At 52.7% G+C, this 13,361-nt stretch carries 13 protein-coding genes; 4 read left to right on the forward strand and 9 right to left on the reverse strand.

The annotated features are described in order from the left end of the window. Nucleotides 1-167: 167 nt before the first annotated feature. Nucleotides 168-932: a segregation and condensation protein A gene (locus tag NGM62_RS09300; RefSeq protein ID WP_262247394.1), complete on the forward strand. Its 765-nt coding sequence runs from the start codon at nucleotides 168-170 to the stop codon at nucleotides 930-932. Nucleotides 933-952: 20 nt separating this feature from the next. Here the strand turns inward: NGM62_RS09300 and rbfA are convergent, their stop codons facing one another. The 5 genes from rbfA to NGM62_RS09325 all read right to left on the reverse strand — a co-directional run bounded on the left by rbfA (nucleotide 953) and on the right by NGM62_RS09325 (nucleotide 6,121). Further along, nucleotides 953-1,324, reverse strand: coding sequence for a 30S ribosome-binding factor RbfA (rbfA, locus tag NGM62_RS09305; RefSeq protein ID WP_262247396.1), 372 nt, complete (start codon nucleotides 1,322-1,324; stop codon nucleotides 953-955). 76 nt (nucleotides 1,325-1,400) lie between these two features. Beyond that, nucleotides 1,401-2,198 (reverse strand): polysaccharide deacetylase family protein, encoded by a 798-nt coding sequence (locus NGM62_RS09310; RefSeq protein WP_262247397.1) that lies wholly within the window; start codon nucleotides 2,196-2,198, stop codon nucleotides 1,401-1,403. Between the two features lie 7 nt (nucleotides 2,199-2,205). After that, nucleotides 2,206-3,336 carry an Ldh family oxidoreductase gene (locus NGM62_RS09315; protein ID WP_262247399.1) on the reverse strand — a complete coding sequence of 377 codons (1,131 nt, stop codon included), beginning with the start codon at nucleotides 3,334-3,336 and terminating at the stop codon, nucleotides 2,206-2,208. A 90-nt stretch (nucleotides 3,337-3,426) separates the two neighbouring features. Continuing rightward, the gene (locus NGM62_RS09320) at nucleotides 3,427-4,911 is read right to left on the reverse strand and encodes a sigma 54-interacting transcriptional regulator (RefSeq protein ID WP_262247401.1); all 1,485 of its coding nucleotides are present in this window, start codon (nucleotides 4,909-4,911) and stop codon (nucleotides 3,427-3,429) included. A 112-nt stretch (nucleotides 4,912-5,023) separates the two neighbouring features. Continuing rightward, a complete protein-coding gene (locus NGM62_RS09325) occupies nucleotides 5,024-6,121 on the reverse strand; it encodes a vWA domain-containing protein (protein ID WP_262247403.1) in 1,098 nt (365 codons plus the stop codon). A gap of 304 nt (nucleotides 6,122-6,425) precedes the next feature. Between NGM62_RS09325 and fabF the strand changes: the two genes are divergently transcribed. Then, nucleotides 6,426-7,664, forward strand: coding sequence for a beta-ketoacyl-ACP synthase II (fabF, locus tag NGM62_RS09330; protein WP_262247404.1), 1,239 nt, complete (start codon nucleotides 6,426-6,428; stop codon nucleotides 7,662-7,664). Here the strand turns inward: fabF and rmuC are convergent. Further along, the gene (gene rmuC, locus NGM62_RS09335) at nucleotides 7,661-9,034 is read right to left on the reverse strand and encodes a DNA recombination protein RmuC (RefSeq protein ID WP_262247406.1); all 1,374 of its coding nucleotides are present in this window, start codon (nucleotides 9,032-9,034) and stop codon (nucleotides 7,661-7,663) included. The two genes, fabF and rmuC, sit on opposite strands and share 4 nt — an antisense overlap. A gap of 99 nt (nucleotides 9,035-9,133) precedes the next feature. Between rmuC and NGM62_RS09340 the strand changes: the two genes are divergently transcribed. Together NGM62_RS09340 and NGM62_RS09345 are read left to right on the forward strand one after the other, a co-directional pair. Beyond that, nucleotides 9,134-9,559: a hypothetical protein gene (locus NGM62_RS09340; RefSeq protein ID WP_262247408.1), complete on the forward strand. Its 426-nt coding sequence runs from the start codon at nucleotides 9,134-9,136 to the stop codon at nucleotides 9,557-9,559. Nucleotides 9,560-9,630: 71 nt separating this feature from the next. Next, on the forward strand, nucleotides 9,631-10,053 hold the full coding sequence (locus tag NGM62_RS09345) for a nucleoside-diphosphate kinase (protein WP_262247409.1): 423 nt from the start codon (nucleotides 9,631-9,633) through the stop codon (nucleotides 10,051-10,053). Nucleotides 10,054-10,074: 21 nt separating this feature from the next. Here NGM62_RS09345 and ybeY read toward each other — a convergent pair whose 3' ends face one another. The 3 genes from ybeY to NGM62_RS09360 all read right to left on the reverse strand — a co-directional run. Beyond that, nucleotides 10,075-10,509 carry an rRNA maturation RNase YbeY gene (ybeY, locus tag NGM62_RS09350; protein ID WP_262247411.1) on the reverse strand — a complete coding sequence of 145 codons (435 nt, stop codon included), beginning with the start codon at nucleotides 10,507-10,509 and terminating at the stop codon, nucleotides 10,075-10,077. A gap of 32 nt (nucleotides 10,510-10,541) precedes the next feature. Next, nucleotides 10,542-10,961, reverse strand: coding sequence for a Holliday junction resolvase RuvX (gene ruvX, locus NGM62_RS09355; RefSeq protein WP_262247413.1), 420 nt, complete (start codon nucleotides 10,959-10,961; stop codon nucleotides 10,542-10,544). A 14-nt stretch (nucleotides 10,962-10,975) separates the two neighbouring features. After that, on the reverse strand, nucleotides 10,976-13,361 hold a 2,386-nt coding region (locus tag NGM62_RS09360; protein ID WP_262247415.1), incomplete at its 5' end, for a beta strand repeat-containing protein.

Raw genomic sequence — 13,361 nt, forward strand, 5'->3', positions numbered from 1 at the left:
TTTGGAAAATCGATACAAAGTAACTAATAATTATTGATATAGTGCATCTCCATTTTTGTGCACTGCTGTACACCTAATAATCTATAAAAATGAACAACACAGCTGACAGATTGTTTAACAGGACAGCACACAAGGAATATCGTGACTAAATATTACCTTTGGGCCGTATGCAGCCCGACGGATATGAAATAAAACTGCCACAGTTTGAAGGGCCATTCGATTTGTTGCTGTTCTTCATCGAACGTGATGAGTTGAATATCCATGATATCCCCATAGCCAAAATCACGAATGACTTCCTCGATTACCTGCTACGGGCACAGGCCCTCAATATGGAGCTGGCCAGCGAGTTTATATTCGTAGCCGCCACATTGATGCGCATCAAGGCCAAAATGCTCCTACCTAGGCCGGAACTCGATGACGCAGGCAATGAGATTGACCCAAAGCAAGATCTGATACAGAAACTGGTACTATACAAACAGTTCAAGGATATATCCGTGCGGTTGCAAATACTTGAAGAGGCACGGTTGCTGCAAGCTAAGCGTGGAAATATTGCCTCTGACTTACGAATTGCAGGTGACCATGCCGACCAGGGCGAAGAACTCGCCACTTTTGATCTCTACAAGCTCATGATGGTTTATGAGCGGGCAATGGATCGGTATACTTCTCGCAATCATGATGTGCGCCACACCGTGGTGAAATACCCTTATACCATCGAACAGCAAAAGCAAGCCATTGCCTCGCTGGTGGCTATCAACGAAAAGCTAGATTTTAGTACGGTGGTCAAACACTCGGAGAACAAGGTACAGTTTGTCTACAACTTTCTCGCAATCTTAGAAATGCTGCAACAGCAGCTGCTCGAATTGCAGAGCGGACTGGGTTTCAACAACTTCTGGGTTACGGCAAAGAAAGGTAACCCGACTTTACTAAGCTAAGCCATCGCTATGCTATATATTCATTCCGGCTGCCGGGGCTCTTTGCTGATCTCGTCAAAAAGCTTATCCATGTGTTCCACGTATTCGTTCGTGTCATCGAGGAAAAATTCCAGCTCCGGAACGATACGTGCCTGGTTTTTTATACGGGTACCCAGCTTATAACGGATTTCACTGGCGTGTGACCTGACACTGGCCAAATCTTCTTTTGCCTTTTTCGTATCGAGGAAACTAAGGTAAACCCGTGCAATTGCCAAATCGGGAGTCATCCGCACGCGTGTAATGGTAATAAAAGCCCCTGGCGCCCAAGAATTACCTTCGCGGTGGAAAAGCGTTCCCAAATCCTGCTGGATCACACCAGCAAACCGTTGTTGTCTTTTACTTTCCGTATTCATGGTAAAGGTGCTTAAATCTTTCCGTTAATTGCCTATGCTGTCCTACTGCAAAGGTAGCGATTTTTTATTTTTCCGGCTAGTCACGTGAAAGGCGCGGTTCCAGCAGCTCATCAATACGTACAAACTGGTAGCCTTTGCTTTTTAGCGTACGGATCAAGGATGGCAGCTCGTCGTAAAATTTTTCCCGGCGGCGCGGGTCTGTACCCACATGGCTCAGCAGGATAAACCCGTTCAACCCGTTTACGTCTTTCTGCTCATAATCTAGGATGGACTCCATAACCGTTTGGTTATCCACGTACCGCTTCCCCATTTCCGGATAGGTATAATCCGCCGTCGACCGCGTACCCGGCGTAAAGTTGACCAATTGCAGACCCATGTCACGTGTCCACGAAGCAATGGTTTCGTTATACCACTCATAAGGTGGCAGGAAATAGCGGGCTCCGCTTTTGTCGATACCCAGCTTCCGCAATGCTTTGTATGAATTTTTCAGGTCCTTTTCAAATTCGGCCCGCGTAACCAGTAGGCTATCGCGGTTTGTCCAGTCGCAATACAGAAGGTGTTTATCAGAATGGGAGCCAAGGTAATTACCGAGGTCGCGGAGTTCGACGATTTGCTTTTTGAAGGCCTTATTCCGGTAAAAGTTGCCGGTAAGGAAAAATGAAGCCTGTATCTGCTCCGCTTTCAATGTACGGATGACCGCCGGTAGGCCGTCCCCGAATTCGTCGCCGGTAAATACCAGGGCTATCTTCTTTGTCGACCGGTCGCCACGGATAACGGCACCGAGCACCTCCGTAACATCAGGGGGCCCAGAGCCCCCGATGAGGGGGTCGGCAATAAACATGAAGCCCATTAATATCGTTGTTAACCGTTTCATATCCATGTTAAGGGGTGAGTTCCTCCTCGAGCGCACCGACACCGAGTTTTGCCGCCAGTTGCTGTAAATCATCCCATACCGCCCCAACCAACGGGATACCTCGTTCCCGGTTCGCCTGCGTGGCCCAGTATTCCGGTTCACCGGGAATGACCACAGGCTGCCCTTCGTCGATCCGCCGTGCCGCTTTGAACCGGGCGATCCACTGATCCATATTGGCTTTGAAGTCGGCCACGGGGCGGAAGCCATCCACGCGCATTGCCCCGACAAAGTGGCCGATGCCTTGTCCGGGTTGATCGGCAACGGGCTCCAAGTACGCCACGAAAGGCGGCACCCAAGGGCCATAATTAGCCCCCGAGAGTACCCCCGAAAGGATGTCAACGGTAGCCGACAGGCCGAAGCCTTTATGGCTTCCGTGCGCGCGATCGCTCCCCAAAGGAAGGAGGGCCCCCCCGCTTTTCACCGCTGTGGCGTCGGTGGTAGGTTGGCCCTCGCGGCTAAGCGCCCAGCCCTCGGGAATGGGCCTGCCTGCACGGTCCGCCACCTCCAGTTTCCCGTTGGCAGCAGCTGAAGTAGCCATATCCACCACTACCGGGGGGAACTTTCCTGCGGGGAAAGCATAACATATCGGATTGGTACCCAGTAGCCGCTCGGTCGAAAACGTGGGGGCCACCAGTGGACTCGCATTGGTCACGGCATAGCCAATCATATCATTATCCACTGCCTTCAACGCATGGTAACCCGCTATCCCGAAATGGTTCGAATTGCGGATAGCTACCCAGCCCGACCCATATTGCCGGGCCTTCTGGATAGCAATTTCCATTGCATAAGGAGCCACGACCAACCCCAGCCCTCCGTCGCCGTCAACAGTGGCTGTCGTGGGGGTTTCGTGTACCACATGCGGTTCAGGGGCTGTATTCAACCGCCCATTCTCCCATAGCCGCACGTATCCGCTCAAGCGCGCAACTCCGTGGGAGTCGATTCCGCGTAGGTCAGCCGTTACCAACACATCCGTGGCTAGTGCCGCATCCGCATCTGGGCAGCCGATCGCCCTGAATATATTGTTTGTAAATGCCCGCAAGCCCTGCTCCGAAATGGATTTCTGGCTAGCCGATGGCCGGTGTTCTGTTGTCGCAGTCATTTGCTATTCATTTGATTAAGCCTAATAAAAACCTGTCCTGTACTGCCATGCAAGCGACGCTAAACACAGCTGCCGATGGAAAACCACAATTTACCCTTCGCCGGCTTCCCACTCTCCGAAGTCACCATCAAAAAGGCTTCCGAGCATATCGGCAAATGCAACACCACCATCGAAATAATCCTTGTTGAGTTGCGAATACTCGGCAAGTCCGTGGAGAACAAACTCCATAAGCAATAACTTTTGGCTCTCCACAAGCTTCGGATGCAGCTTCTTAACCAGCGCATGGAGACCGGGAACCTGAACCATGGCGTTTTTGTACTCACTATCCGAGAGGTTATCTGTCAGCTCCAACCGGTTGCCTGCCGTAAACCAATCGATAATCGGCGAATAGGGGTTTCCCGATGCTGCTTTTTTTGCCTTCTCCGGGTGGGGAAAATACTGTGTAAACAACGTTTTCAGGGCCGACCCCACCAAGCGGTGTGCCACATGCACCGGCCCTTCCAGTTCCCCTTCATACACCAGCTCGATTTTACCCGTTATCGCCGGGATGATACCCGCGAAATCCGATATACGAGCTACGGTATTACGCTGCCCCGTTATCAGCATCCGCCGCTCGGCGGCACTCACGAGGTTTTCGTAAGCAGAAATCGTCAACCGGGCGGAAACACCCGATTTCTGGTCGATAAACTCGCTTTCCCGGGCCTCGAAAGCCACCTGTTCCACGAGGTCCTTAAGTAGGCCGTCCACTTCGATGGCCGACCGCTGTTCGGCCGTAATCCGAGCTTCTTGGAACGTGATTTTGCGGGATATATCGATGTTTTTCGGATAGTGGGTCAGTATCTGGCTTTCGATACGGTCTTTGAGGGGTGTCACTATAGCACCCCGGTTGGTGTAGTCTTCCGGATTGGCCGTGAAAACGAACTGGATGTCGAGAGGTAACCGCAGCTTAAACCCCCTTATTTGGAGGTCTTTTTCTTGCAGCATATTGAAAAGGGCAACTTGAATACGTGCCTGGAGGTCAGGTAACTCATTGATCACGAAAATACCGCGATGGGCCCTCGGTATCAAGCCGAAGTGGATAACCCGCTCATCGTTATACGTAAGCTTCAGCGTAGCGGCCTTGATCGGATCCACATCGCCCACCAAATCGGCAACGGTCACATCAGGGGTGGCAAGCTTTTCGGTGTACCGCTCGGAGCGGTGCAGCCAAGCAATGGGTGTGTCGTCGCCTTTCGTTTGGACCTCATGCCGCCCGTACCACGAAATAGGCCGCAACGGGTCGTCAAACAACTCACTGCCAGCAATATATGGCACGTATTCATCGAGCAAAGAAACCACCAACCGTGCAATACGCGTCTTCGCCTGCCCTCGCAGCCCCAGCAGTAGGATGTTATGGCGGGATAAAATAGCGGTCTGCAATTCGGGAATAACAGTTTCGTCGTACCCGACAATGCCCTCGAATCCCGCGTCACCTGCCTGCAACTCCCTGATGAGATTGGCGCGCAGTTCGTCTTTTACACTTCGGTGTTGGTAGCCCGATTTTTTTAGTTCGCCTAAGGTGTTGATGTTATTCATTTATGTTTTCTTGTTTTTTATACTACCTACTTATGCGACTACCGTTTTTCCGGTCTCGCAAACATGCCGGGGGTACGAAGTACCCAGCCGTGGTACGGAGCCAGCAAAACCATCACCTCACCGTCCGCCGCCTATTACGCACATAGTCTTCAAAGATATATTCCCCCAACCCCTGCAAGGAGCTATAAAATGCTTTTCCTCCATTGGTTTCTGTAAATTGGCGGACGAACTGCTGCAAATATGGGTCGCGTGCAATCATGAACGTCGTAATCGGGATGTTCAGCCGCTTGCACTGCGCGGCCATATTCAATGTCTTGTTCACCACTTTACGGTCCAGGCCAATACTGTTCTTATAATAACGGCCATTTTCTTTCAGGCAGGTCGGTTTACCGTCAGTGATCATGAAGATCTGCTTGTTATGTGTTCTCCTCCGGCGCAGCAAATCCGTTGCCAATTCCAAGCCGGCAAGTGTATTCGTGTGGTATGGCCCTACTTGCAGGTAGGGGAGTTCTTTGAGGCTTATGGGCCACGCGTCATTCCCAAACACAACGATATCCAACGTGTCTTTTGGGTAACGCGTGCGGATCAGCTCGGCCAATGCCATCGCTACCTTCTTGGCCGGCGTGATACGGTCTTCACCGTACAGGATCATGCTGTGCGATATGTCAATCATCAGCACGGTCGAGGTCAGTGTTTTATAATCACGCTCCTCTACCTCCAGATCGCGCTCGGTAAGCATGAAATTGCCGATGCCATGGTTTATCTGTGCATTATGGATCGATGAGGTCATATCTATCTGGTCCAAGCTGTCGCCATATTGGTATTCCCTGCGATCGGCATTCTTTTCTTCACCCAACCCCGAGAGGTTGCTGTTGTGGTTACCTCTCCCACTTTTACGGAGTTTCCCGAAAATCTCTTCGAGAGCCGACTGGCGTATAGCCTGCTCACTTTTTGCCGTAATCCTCATCTCACCGGAGCCGTGGTCATCGCTGAGGTAACCTTTATCCTTGAGTTCTTGGATAAAATCCCCTATTCCATATTCATCGTCGGTAAGCCCATACTGCTTGTCCAGTTCGTTGAGCCATGCCAATGCCTCCGCCGCATCGCCCGCCGTGTATTGCAGCAATTGCATGAAAAGCTTCAATAGCTCATCAAAACCGCCCTTGGGAAGTGCGTTGGGTATAAATTTCGAAAAGTGGTAGCCGCGCATGGTGGTTTACTCCTTAATCTGTTGGGTGCTCCAAAATCTGATAGGCGCTCCAAGCCGCCTCCGCTTTGAAACAGCTCGTCTAAGGTAATTGTTTTTCGGTGACTGGTCGAATTGTGCCCTGCTTTTTTACATTACGCTTATGCAGCGGAACCCGGCCAGACACCGCAGGCCAAAACAAAAGTATACCAATCCATATATCCTTACTATCTTTGCCCCGGTTTTTTGGACCTGTTTTTTGCAAACACGAAAATTTATACGATGCAACAGGTACCAGTGAGGAAATGGACAAACTAAAATCAACGATATGAGTAGAGTGGTTATTACCGGAATGGGTGCCGTTACTCCATTGGGGAACGATGTAAAGACATTTTGGCGACATGCCATCGAGGGCGCTAATGGGGCCGGGGCAATCACCCGGTTCGATGCCAGCCAGTTCCGCACCAGGATAGCCTGCGAAGTAAAGGGATTTGCTCCGGAAAAGTACTTGGATAGGAATGAAATAAAGCGCAGTGACCTATTTACGCAATATGCCCTGTATGCTGCCTCGGAAGCGATGGAAGACGCCGGCTTGGACCTCTCGTCTATCGACCCGTTTGATGTAGGCGTCATTTGGGGCGTAGGCCAAGGGGGTATGGAAACTTTCGAGCACGAAGTTACGCAATACGTTGAAGGTGAGCGCGTGCCCCGCTTCAGCCCTTTCTTCGTGCCCCGCCTGATTATCAATATGGCATCGGGCTTGATTTCGATGAAATATGGGTTGCAGGGCATCAACTATACCACTGTTTCAGCTTGTGCCACATCCAACACAGCCATCATGGATGCATTCAACTACATCCGGATGGGCAAGGCCAAAGCGTTTATCACGGGTGGTTCCGAAGCGCCCATCACGCCGGCCTCCATCGGGGGTTTTTCGGCGATGAAAGCGATGTCGGCCCGAAACGACGACCCGCAGCATGCCAGCCGGCCATTTGATACCGACCGGGATGGGTTTGTGATGGGCGAAGGCGCAGGGGCTTTGTTGCTGGAAGAATACGAACACGCCAAAAAGCGGGGTGCCCACATTTATGCCGAAGTGGTAGGGGCGGCCATGACTGCCGATGCGTACCACCTTACCTCGCCGCATCCCGAGGGTCGCGGGGCTTCCAAAGCGATGGAATTAGCGCTGGCTGAAGCGGGAATCCATGCAGGCGACGTCGACTACCTCAACCCGCATGCCACCTCAACGCCGGTGGGCGACATCAGCGAGCTGAATGCGGTAAGCAAAGCGTTCAAGCATACCGAAAACCTTAGCATCAGCGCGACGAAGTCCATGACAGGACACCTACTGGGGGCTGCGGGCGCTATCGAGGCCATCCTGGCCGTGAAGGCCATCAATCACCAGGTAGTGCCCCCGACGATCAATACCGTTCATTTGGATGATGCTATCCCAAAGGGTATGCATATCGTTACCGGCGACGCATTGGAACGGAAAGTCAATGTAGCGATGAGCAATGCTTTCGGTTTCGGCGGGCATAACGCCACCATCGTGTTCCGCGGCATCTAGTCGCCCTCGTCCAGCTGGTGGCTGCTGATCTGCTTGCTCGCCCGGGCACCTAGCTTCTTGAGTTTCTCCACTTTACGGATCACGTTGCCGGGGCCCGTTCCGAGTTTCTTCGCGGCCTCTTCGTGGGCGCGCACGGCCCGGTTGAGCTGTTCGCCCACCTTGTCCATGTCTTGCAGGAAGCCGACGAACTTATCATACAGCGCCCCCGCCTCCTTGGCGATTTCGAGCACGTTACGTGTCTGCCGTTCCTGTTTCCACATGCTGGCGATTGTGCGTAGTGTGGCCAACAACGTAGACGGGCTGACAATGACGACCTTGCGGTCCCACGCGTCACTGAAAAGGTCAGCTTTATAGGTGATAGACATGCTGAACGCTGATTCGATGGGCATAAACAGCAACACGAAATCGGGCGAGTTGATTTGGTAGAGATCGTGATAATTCTTGGCCGATAAACCCCGCACGTGGTTTTCCACCGATTGGATATGCTGCTTGGCGGCGAGTTCACGCTCCTCATCCGTGTCGGCGTTAACCCAGCGTTCGTAGGCTAGCAATGAAACTTTGGAGTCTATCACGAGGTGTTTTTCATCGGGAAGGTCGATGATGGCGTCAGGCTGGAGGCGTCTTCCTTCATCGTCTGTCATTGAGGCCTGTAGCCGGTATTCGCTGTCCTTCACCAGCCCCGAGCGTTCCAGCACCCGCTCCAGGATGACCTCTCCCCAGTTGCCCTGTTTCTTGCTGTCGCCGCGCAATGCACGCGTCAGGCTGTTGGCCTCATCCTTAATACGCAGGCTCTGTTCCATCAACTGTTGCACCACGCCCTTCAGCGAGTTCCGCTCGGCAGCTTCATGCTGGTAGGTTTTATCGACCTTTTCCTCAAATGTTTTTATTTTATCTTTCAATGGCGCCAATATCTGGTCGAGCGACTTGCTGTTGGTTTCGGTAAATTTCTGCGTTTTCTCGTCCAGAATTTTGTTGGCGATGACCTGGAACTCTGTATTGAATTGCTTTTTGATGATTTCAATCTCTTCCTTCTGTGCCTCCAGCCGCTCCTGTTGGGACTGGTAATAGGCACGACCGCTTTCCAGGGACTTATCCGCCTTCGCCAGCTGCTCGCGCGTTTGCTGCAGTTCTTCCCGCAGCCGCTGCTGCTCTTCTTTAAACAGGGCTGCCACACGATCGCTCTCTGCGATGAGACTTTCGGCGTGCTGTCGCGCACGGGCCAAATCAATGGTCAGCACTTCCTTTTCCGTACGCAATCGTGCCACTTCTTGCGCATCGGTTCCTGACTGTGACCGCTTTACGAACAGCACAACAGCAATAATAAGGATGATGAGGGCAATGAGCCCAATGGCAATGACGTATACTTCCATGGTCAGACAAATGTACGGGAAGTTTTTGGAGAAACGTGTTCCCAGCTCACCTGGCCAACTGGGTTACCTATCGTAAAAAACACGTATTAATGCCTAAAAGTGAACGCCATTAAACTAGTTATCGCGGTTATACTGTACCTGACGTTTTCGGGGTGTTCGTTTTTATCCGAGCTTTTTATCCAAAACCGATCTAACGAAAGCCTATCCGTTACGGTTACCTATAAAATTCCAGCAGCCGAATTTGCCGCGAGGGCCAGCCAAATGGATTACGTGCGGCGAATCTGCAATCCGAGACAATACCGGAAGGACGACCGGAGAACTTCACTTAGGATAACGCATCGTTCCGACTCGACGGTGAGTTTCTTCCTTCCACCACAGTCGACAGCAAGGATAGAAAGTGCCGACAATCGCAACTTTATGAGCCACATCCGTCAAATTTCATATAACGGCAACCATTTTTCGGCCAAACGGTTCATTGCGGCGTCATTGAAGCGCCGATTTGATTACATCCACCGTGTTAATTAATCATATTGTGCAATCTTAGCCGGTTTGCACAAGCAGACAACTTTCCCTATGTTTGCGCAAAATTTTTAAAAATGGCAACAACGAACAGAACATTCACCATGATTAAGCCCGACGCCGTACGCAATGGCCACACGGGCGCTATACTCAACGATATCATTGCCGGCGGCTTTAAGCTGGTGGCAATGAAATATACCCAACTGAGCAAAGAAACTGCTGGTGCGTTTTATGCCGTGCATAAAGAGCGGCCATTTTACAGCGAATTGGTTGAATTCATGACTTCCGGTCCCATTGTAGCGGCTATCCTCGAAAAGGAAAATGCGGTGGAAGAGTTCCGCACACTGATCGGAGCCACCGATCCGAGCAAAGCCGAAGCCGGGACCATCCGCAACAAATACGCGAAATCCATCGACGCGAACGCCATCCACGGCTCAGACTCCGACGAGAACGCTGAAATAGAAGGCAACTTCTTCTTCTCACAGTTCGAGCGATTCTAAGAACCCCCTAGCGGGTCTCTCTTACAGGCCCGCCAGGCTTCTTCGAGAAAGATAGAAGTCCTCTTTATCAGTCATCCGCGCTTTGTCTTCTTTCCGCTTATCGCCATAGCCGCAGAGGTGCAGGATGCCGTGGATGATGACGCGATGCAGTTCATCGCGCTCGGGCACACCGAATTTCAATGCATTTTCCTGCACACGGTCAATGCTAATGAAAACATCCCCCGCGATGGTATCATCCTGTTCGCTGCTATCAAATGTTACGATATCGGTGTAAGTGTCGTGGCGAAGGTATTGTTTATTAATCGCCAGTAAATACGTGTCGCTGCAGAGGACGATACTGATTTCGCCAACTTTAAAACCCTCGGAAGCGATCGTCGCTTTTATCCAACGCTTCAACGCTAGCTTCTGCTTTACTCGATACGTCGTGTCTTCTGCGAAAAAGTGGATGTGGCCCATGGTGCACTTACTAGTTGATCAAAGGTAAAAAGTTATCCTTGAAAGTCGCGTCTTTCCAGGTAAGATTGGAGGATAAGCACGGCCGAAACACTGTCGATGAGAGCTTTATCTTGTCGTTTCTTTTTCGTTAGACCACTTTGGGCAATGCTCGCCGACGCCATTTTCGATGTAAAGCGCTCATCGATGGTTTCGGTGGGAATATCTGGAAATGCACGCCGCAATGACCGGATAAAACCCCGTACATGCTGGGCCGACTCGGATTCGGAACCATCCAGCTGGCGGGGCTCACCCACCACAAACGTGCTTACCGCCTCATTGGCTATGTACGCTTTGACATACGCTAGTACATCTTGGGCATGCACCGTATTCAGTGCTGTGGCAATAAGCTGCAACGGGTCGGTTACCGCAATGCCGACCCGTTTCGTACCGTAATCAAAAGCCATAATGCGCATCCCGCAAAGGTACGCTATTTGACGTTTACCAGTACCTTGATTTTTCCGACGCTGTTGCCGTTGTATTCCTGCAGTGCTTTGCCGATCACCTGACCCACACGCACTTTATCGGGATCGGCCTTCATGGCCACGCCGGGGAGGGAGGAAGTAACCAGTAGGTCGCCACGCTTGATGGCGCCGCCTTCCGGGCATACCTTGGTGGGAATAACCCCCACCACGCCCATGGGCACCTTGTCCGAAATGTCGGTACCCGGCCCTTCTTCCGTAAGCAGCACCCCCGGCTTGGTGGCATACACTCCCACCACCAGCGGGGAATACGCCTCGGCCGACCGCTCCACGGTACGGTCCTCATCCACCGAGATTACCAAAACATCGCCGGCCTCATAGGCCTCAAAATTGCCCATCACGTCAAACGCTTCGGCAATGTCGGCACCGCTGGCGCTCACGCTGCCACTGAAGAACGCATTACCGTTTCTATCGATCACGGCAACGGTGTCATTGTTGGTGTAAAACACCGCCAAATTGCCGGCGGAGCCCGTGTGACCCACCAGGAGCGCAGTGCCTTTGCCCACCGTGGCGATATCCACTGTAGGTTGGGCGTTGCTCGGGTTTGCATTCACGAACCGGCCAGCCCTGCCTGTGCTGAGATTACGGGTCCGGCCATAAATAGCAGTACCGCCGCCGTCCACGGTTGCTGCGACGCCGTCGCCGCTTCCACTGGCATTCGCGGTAATGCTATTTCCACTGCCTTCGGTAACGGCAAATATTGCCGGGCCGTTACCTAGGGAGTTAGAGGAATAGAAGAGTCCTCCATACCCTCCTGTTCCGGAAGAAATTCCAAAGATCCCTGCGGTGCCCCAATTGGCATGCATCGAATTCACCTCGCCGCGTACCGCTGGCGAGGTGCCCCCAATGCGGTCTACTTTGAAATTACCAGCTATCCCGTTGCCCGCCTGCGTCACGGTAATCACATCACTTGGATTGTCCGTATTGAGATTCTCAAACAGGCCCGCTCGCCCCGAAGCGTATGTTGGCACCCAAGCATACACCGCATTGCCGTCGCCATTAATCGAGGTTTCCAATCCGTTCCCGCCATTCGAGGCATTTGCGGTAATCGCATTGCCATGGCCGTCGGCCATGGCGACCACCGCTGGGCCGGTGCCTTCGGTGTTTGAAGCGTGGAAGAGCCCTGCAAAGCCCCCGGTTCCGGAAGAGGTCCCAAAGAGTGCTGCCGCACCGAAGTTCCCGGAAGCGGTCTTAACCTCACCGCGCACCGCTGCGCCAACGCTATTGGTATTGTCTACCAAGAACGAGGCGGCGTTGCCTTGGGTATTATCTGGAATGTTCCCCGTACTATTGGTTTCCACTTCGAGTGTATTACCTAGTGTGTTTGATTGATTGACGTTCTCAAACCTACCCGCACGCCCCATTCCACTGTTTAACCCCACCTGGCCCAAAACGCCGACAGCCGTGCCCGATGCGTTTCCGGTGACAAAGCCGCGCACGCCATAACCCCCACCGTCGTTGCGGCCTACTACCGCTCCCGCAACATTACTGGTGGTCCGGCCTACGATTGCCTCACCGCCGCCTGTGTTGTCGCCAACGATACCGGCTGAAGTTTGTGCCGACGCAATGCCATGCACGCCAAAGCCGGAGCCCGTAGAAGCCCTCACACCTGTCCCACTTCCACTGGTGCCGACATTTATTACGGTACCATTTCCCGCCGTACTGGCCTCAAGGACCGCATTATTGTTGGCGTTGTTGAAGATTGAAATGCTTGCCGGAATTCCATTGTTGCTGGTTGCCGTCAACCCGGTCCCAGTGTTGCTGTTGGCATAGACGCCCGTTCCGTTAGCGGAGGCGTTCCCATACACGCCCAATCCATTAGGAGTGCTGCCGTATACGCCCCACCCGGACCCATTCTGCGAACCCCATACACCGACGCCTAATCCGCCTGTGCCATTATTGATCCCTCGGACAGCTGCAGAAAAGCCCCCCGGCGAAGCTGAGCTCACAATCCCCCTCAAGGCGGCGACATTGGATGTATTGGTATTGTTGATCCCCTCTATGGAGACCCCATCACCGTCATTCGCAATGGAAAAAAGCGTTACCGCGTCGTTTTCAACCGCAGCAAATGGCAGTTCGAATCCGGTGCCTCCTAGCGACGCAGGCGCCCATTCCGTCCCATTGAACTGCAAAAACTGGTTTGCCGCGGGCGCGGTTGTGCTTACCGCAACGCCCTGAAGACCAGAAACCTGCGGATCCGGATACGTGCCGGACAGGTCGCCCCCGGCGGCAACACCGTTAATCGTAGCATCACTCCCGGCGGGGCCCTCCGGACCGACCTCTCCTTGTGGGCCTTCCGGACCGACTGGGCCAGCAGGGCCAACATCACCTGGA

Source organism: Parapedobacter soli (genome assembly GCF_025460835.1).
GTDB classification, from domain to species: Bacteria; Bacteroidota; Bacteroidia; order Sphingobacteriales; family Sphingobacteriaceae; genus Parapedobacter; species Parapedobacter soli.

Bases quoted from the DNA above. Each gene is read 5' to 3' on its own strand.
- NGM62_RS09320 (WP_262247401.1), bottom strand. From the start codon at position 4,911: ATGAATAACATCAACACCTTAGGCGAACTAAAAAAATCGGGCTACCAA.
- NGM62_RS09310 (WP_262247397.1), bottom strand. From the start codon at position 2,198: ATGAAACGGTTAACAACGATATTAATGGGCTTCATGTTTATTGCCGAC.
- NGM62_RS09345 (WP_262247409.1), top strand. From the start codon at position 9,631: ATGGCAACAACGAACAGAACATTCACCATGATTAAGCCCGACGCCGTA.
- rbfA (WP_262247396.1), bottom strand. From the start codon at position 1,324: ATGAATACGGAAAGTAAAAGACAACAACGGTTTGCTGGTGTGATCCAG.
- ruvX (WP_262247413.1), bottom strand. From the start codon at position 10,961: ATGCGCATTATGGCTTTTGATTACGGTACGAAACGGGTCGGCATTGCG.
- rmuC (WP_262247406.1), bottom strand. From the start codon at position 9,034: ATGGAAGTATACGTCATTGCCATTGGGCTCATTGCCCTCATCATCCTT.
- NGM62_RS09315 (WP_262247399.1), bottom strand. From the start codon at position 3,336: ATGACTGCGACAACAGAACACCGGCCATCGGCTAGCCAGAAATCCATT.
- NGM62_RS09300 (WP_262247394.1), top strand. From the start codon at position 168: ATGCAGCCCGACGGATATGAAATAAAACTGCCACAGTTTGAAGGGCCA.
- NGM62_RS09325 (WP_262247403.1), bottom strand. From the start codon at position 6,121: ATGCGCGGCTACCACTTTTCGAAATTTATACCCAACGCACTTCCCAAG.
- fabF (WP_262247404.1), top strand. From the start codon at position 6,426: ATGAGTAGAGTGGTTATTACCGGAATGGGTGCCGTTACTCCATTGGGG.
- ybeY (WP_262247411.1), bottom strand. From the start codon at position 10,509: ATGGGCCACATCCACTTTTTCGCAGAAGACACGACGTATCGAGTAAAG.